We start from the raw sequence: 4,929 nt of genomic DNA, 5'->3' as shown, positions 1-4,929 counted from the left end.
ACGGCTCAACGGCTCAACGGCTCAACGGCTCAACGGCTCAACGGCTCAACGGCTCAACGGCTCTCGGGCACGATTAACCTTAAGCTTGCAGTTGCCCCACAGGCCCTTTGCTCATCGGCCCGCCCGGAATAGGCTGCTCGGTGGGCACGTTGGGGCGTCCATCTGGCCCAATTGGCCTGTCGGATTGCTGGCAGCCTATTAACGTTGCCAGACAAGTGATAATCATCATCCCAGCGAAAAAATGCTTCATCAATAACGTCCTTTCTTCGGGCAACCCAGCGTTGCCTCCTAAGCGTAGTTGATCTCTCGCTGACTCAAGCACATAAAAAAGCTGTCAGCTCGTTGGAGATGACAGCTCAGAGAATCATCATTCTGGATGAAGTGACTCAGACTCACCTCATTAAAATCATCACCCCAGATTACCGCTCAGGCGATCGCGGAAATCGCTACTGCGGTTATCCAGTCCGATGACGGTGACTGTTGCACCGTGACGTTGATAGCGGTATTCAATGGCATCCAGTGCCGCGACGCTGGATGCATCCCAGATTTGTGCATGCGTCAGGTCAATGGTGACGACTTTCGGATCGTGGCCGTAATCGAAATGTTCGAATAAATCATTGCTGCTGCCAAAGAACAGCGGGCCGCGCACCGTGTAATAGACCTGTTCACCGTCATCGCTTAACTTGCGCTCAGCATGGATAACATGGGCAATACGACGTGCAAACAGCATCATGGCGAGGATGACGCCAATCAATACGCCCAGCGCCAGGTTGCCAGTCCAAACGGTGACCACAACCGTCAGGGCCATCACCGAGGTTTCTGACCACGGCATACGTTTTAGCGTGGCGGGTTGCAGGCTGTGCCAGTTAACAGTTTTCACTGCGACCACCATCATGATGGCCGCGAGGACCACCATAGGAATCTGCGCCATGATCTGACTCAGTCCGGTGACCAGCAGCAACAGCACAATACCTGCCGCAATGGTTGAGATGCGCGTGCGTGCTTTGCCCAGCTCAACGTTAACAATGGTCTGACCGATCATGGCACAGCCAGCGATACCGCCATAAAAACCGGCCAAAATATTACCGACACCCAGTGCCCAGGACTCGCGGCGCTTACCTGAAGGCGTATCGGTAATATCGTCCACCAGTTTGGCGGTGAGCAGAGATTCCATCAAACCCACGAAGGCGATACTCAGCGCGGTAGGCCAGACAATCTGTAACGTCTGTAAATTAAACGGCACCAGCAGCGTGGTAAATCCGGGCAAGCCTGAACTCATTGGCCCTTCATCGCCAACGTTAGGCACGCGATAACCCAGCAACAACGCCACCCCGGTGACGACGACAATGGCGACCAGCGGTGACGGGACGCTTTTCAGGATTTTGGGTAACAGCAGCACAATCGCCAGGGTCACGGCAAACAGCACCCATACCAATCCCGATTGCCCCCAGACGTGGGGAACCTGCGCGAAGAAAATCAGAATGCCCAACGCATTCACAAAGCCCAGCATCACTGAACGCGGAATATAGCGCATCATGCGGGACAGCCCGGCAAGACCAAAAATAATCTGAATGATACCGCCGAGGATTACCGCAGGAAGAATGTATTCAACCCCATGCGCGTGCACCATCGGTCCAATCACCAGTGCCACCGATCCCGCTGCTGCCGTGACCATGGCTGGGCGGCCACCTAAAATCGACAAGGTCAGACACAGCACCACCGAGGCGACAAGGCTCACTTTGGGATCGACACCCGCAATAACAGAAAAGGAGATCACTTCCGGGATCAGTGCCAGTGCGGTAATCACTCCCGCCAGACACTCACGGGTAAGCAGCGCAGGCGAGCGTAAAACGCTGCCCACGGTAATATCGTTCGCCGCAGGGGCGTGTTCTGTAGATCGGCTCATAAATGTGCAGGCTCTTTTATTATTTTGCGCATACCGTCACGGCATGGCAGCAACCAGTTGGACACTAAACGCGGATGATGTTAGCGGGCATTGAGGGATGAAGCTAGCGGGAGAGCGAAGAAGAGAGTGAGTCCGTCCCTGGAATCCGGTATTACACCGAGAGATCGTCAGGCGTTTTGTTAACTACCAGTTCGAGAAGATGACGATAAATATCCAGTTGGATCACATCATTTTCCATCTCAAGGCGATTAATCAGCGAAGCGATGATGGCTTTATTGGTGACCGGCATGCCGGCTTGCAGGATTTCAGCGATGATCTGCCCGAAAACTTCCATCTCGGTGCTGTCGCTGTTACCGGCGAGTTTAAAGTAGTCAGCGATAGCGTCACTGCTGGTGGCGGCGTTTTGCATGTATGAAGCCCTTCAGATCGGTCTGATGGCAACCTGGCCTTCAGTTCCATGATGAAAAAACTTACGCGCGGACAGGCGCGTAAGACCCAAACTCATCAACCAACGCAAAAAAGACACCTCTGAAGGTGGAAATCCAAAAACACCTTCAGAGGCGACGCAAAGTGCATCATTCGTTACGGAGCCAGTCGCTGGCTCACGGGAAATAAACTTATACAATGAACCCTAACTTGTACAATGATATTTTTGAGGGATTTGTGCTTATTATTATTTATCAGTGATTTAAATAATTTGATTTACGCGAAACTTATACAAAATAGCTGTACAGGGATAGGCTTTGTGGCAGGCCGTATCTATTTGAGAATTGAGTGGAAGGACAGAGGCGCACGAACTACAGTGCTAATTTAAGCAAACTTTTCATCAGGCTGACACTTTGTTTATAATAACGCACTTGTTTAGTTAGGTCTCTAATCATTAGGCTACTACGTTTTGAGTGACTATCCGCAACCTTTTTCGCGTTTATTACATCTTACGGCACATGCATGGCGGCTGGCAGTCGATCGTCGCCTTAAAGAGAGTGGCTTAAGTATGAGCAGCTGGATGGCCATCGCGACAGTGGCCACGGCCACGGAGCCGCCGACCCAGAAAGCGCTGGCCCAACTGTTGGGATTAGAAGAAGCGAGCGTGGTGCCACTGGTAGATCGACTGGTAAAACAGCAGTTACTGGCGCGCGTGCAGCCGAAAGAGGATCGCCGTAAACGCCTGCTGGTGTTGACCGAGCAGGGCAGCGTCGCATTTGCTGAAGTGAAAACCCAGGCAGACAGCTTGCGCGCACAGTTGCTGGCAGACATCGATCCTGAAGCGCTGGCAGTGACCGAGAAGGTTTTGCAACAGCTGCTGGCTCGACTGGGAAGTATCTAATCGTGGCAAAACGCAATCCTTATGCACAACGTGAATGGCTGCCTCATGAAAAACCGATGCTGCCGGGTTCACCTTCCACCCCAATCCACTCGCCCTCAAAGCGCGTGGCGTTTGGCATTATTGGACTGCTGATCTCCATCACCGGCGCGCTCAGTAATGCGCTGGTGACGGCCAATCTCACCAATCTTCAGGGCACCTTTGGCGCTTACAGCAATGAGATTGCCTGGCTGCCGGCTGTCTACGTGATGGGCAACATTTCCATCAACCTGCTGCTGGTTAAATTTCGTCAGCAGTTTGGCCTGCGGCTGTTTACCGAAGCTTTTCTCGTGCTTTACGTCATCGTGGCGTTCTTCCATATCCTGGCCAACGATCTCAGTTCCGCCATTATTGTGCGCACCGCTCACGGGATGGTGGGCGCGGCGCTAAGCTCCCTTGGTATCTATTACCAAATTCAGGCCTGGCCGGCGAAACACCGACTCAAAGCCCTGGTGATCGGCATCACCGCATCGCAGTTGGCGATCCCGCTCGCCCGTTTGTTCTCTACCGAATTGCTCCAGCTGGAAGAGTGGCGCGGTCTTTATCTGTTTGAGTTAGGGCTGGCGATGATAGCGCTCGGTTGTGTTTTGGTGGTGAAGTTGCCGCCGGGCGATCGTATCAAGACCTTTGAAAAGATGGATTTTGTCACCTTTATCCTGCTGGCACCCGGCATGGCACTGCTGTGCGGCGTGCTATCGCTGGGCCGCATCGAGTGGTGGTTTACCACGCCGTGGTTGGGTATTTCATTAGCCCTTTCGTTGGTGCTGATTGTTGCGGCAGTGGTGGTGGAACATAACCGCACGAATCCGCTGATTAACACCCGATGGCTGAGTAACGGCATGATTGTGCGATTGGGCATTGTGATGATCATGATGCGCATTGTGTTGGCCGAGCAAAACACCGGCGCGGTGGGCTTCCTGCAACAGCTTGGGCTGCTGAATGACCAGATGCGTGGCCTGGCTTTAGCGATTATCGCTGGGGTGATTTTTGGCATGATCGCCAGTGCATTGACCATCAAACCGACGCATCTCAGTTGGCCCATCGTCACCTCGCTGGTGGTGATGATCATCGCCTCGTACATGGATGCACAATCCAGCCCAGTGACACGCGGCAACAATTTGTATGTCAGTCAGTTTTTACTCGGCTTTAGCAGCGCGTTCTTCCTCGCGCCCGCGATGCTGTTAGGGATTGGCGGTGTGGTGACGCAGCCGAAAAATCTGGTGAGTTTTGTGGTGCTGTTTGGCATGAGCCAAAATCTGGGCGGGCTGATTGGCTCGGCTATACTCGGCACCTTCCAGACGTGGCGGGAGAAGTACCACTCCAGCCTGCTGGGCGATCAGCTTTCACAGCTTGATCCCAATGTCATCGAGCGCCTCAGCCAATACAGTTCACTGTTTAGCAGCCAGTTGCCCGACAACGTTCTGCTCAGCGCGCAGAGCAGCAGCCAGCTACAAGCTGTGGCCACACTCCAGGCTAACGTGCTGGCCTACAACGACACCTATTTATTGACTGCCGCGATGGCGCTGATCACCCTGATGTGGGTGCTGTGGCGATTGACGCGGCTGCGTTATATCAACTGGCGTCAGGCACGCCATAATTTGACGGAACAGCGTCAGCAAGCTTCAAACCCGACGGAGAATTCATGAGCCAACAGGACGAT

5 protein-coding genes are annotated in these 4,929 nt (G+C 53.4%); 2 read left to right on the top strand and 3 right to left on the bottom strand.

Annotation, left to right across the window (positions count from 1 at the left end; translation table 11 throughout):
- Positions 1–79 precede the first annotated feature (79 nt).
- From RT340_RS21830 to RT340_RS21820, 3 genes are all read right to left on the bottom strand, one after another.
- Positions 80–250 carry a hypothetical protein gene (locus tag RT340_RS21830; protein WP_313377739.1) on the bottom strand — a complete coding sequence of 57 codons (171 nt, stop codon included), beginning with the start codon at positions 248–250 and terminating at the stop codon, positions 80–82.
- 159 nt (positions 251–409) lie between these two features.
- Positions 410–1,906, bottom strand: a complete 1,497-nt coding sequence (locus tag RT340_RS21825; protein ID WP_166931927.1) for a SulP family inorganic anion transporter — start codon at positions 1,904–1,906, stop codon at positions 410–412.
- Between the two features lie 151 nt (positions 1,907–2,057).
- Positions 2,058–2,315, bottom strand: a complete 258-nt coding sequence (locus RT340_RS21820; RefSeq protein WP_097119577.1) for a biofilm/acid-resistance regulator YmgB/AriR — start codon at positions 2,313–2,315, stop codon at positions 2,058–2,060.
- 486 nt (positions 2,316–2,801) lie between these two features.
- Here RT340_RS21820 and RT340_RS21815 point away from each other — a divergent pair, with 486 nt between their 5' ends.
- Positions 2,802–3,233 carry a MarR family winged helix-turn-helix transcriptional regulator gene (locus tag RT340_RS21815; RefSeq protein WP_034820286.1) on the top strand — a complete coding sequence of 144 codons (432 nt, stop codon included), beginning with the start codon at positions 2,802–2,804 and terminating at the stop codon, positions 3,231–3,233.
- Between the two features lie 2 nt (positions 3,234–3,235).
- A complete protein-coding gene (locus tag RT340_RS21810; RefSeq protein WP_160832467.1) occupies positions 3,236–4,915 on the top strand; it encodes an MFS transporter in 1,680 nt (559 codons plus the stop codon).
- Positions 4,916–4,929 lie beyond the last annotated feature (14 nt).

Origin of the sequence: Pantoea sp. CTOTU50773 (assembly GCF_032082325.1) — a bacterium.
GTDB lineage: Bacteria > Pseudomonadota > Gammaproteobacteria > Enterobacterales > Enterobacteriaceae > Pantoea > Pantoea communis.
This window is presented reverse-complemented; position numbering and strand designations above follow the sequence as displayed.

Excerpts from the sequence above, each read along its gene's own strand:
- RT340_RS21830 (WP_313377739.1), bottom strand. The coding sequence starts at position 250 with ATGAAGCATTTTTTCGCTGGGATGATGATTATCACTTGTCTGGCAACG.
- RT340_RS21825 (WP_166931927.1), bottom strand. The coding sequence starts at position 1,906 with ATGAGCCGATCTACAGAACACGCCCCTGCGGCGAACGATATTACCGTG.
- RT340_RS21820 (WP_097119577.1), bottom strand. The coding sequence starts at position 2,315 with ATGCAAAACGCCGCCACCAGCAGTGACGCTATCGCTGACTACTTTAAA.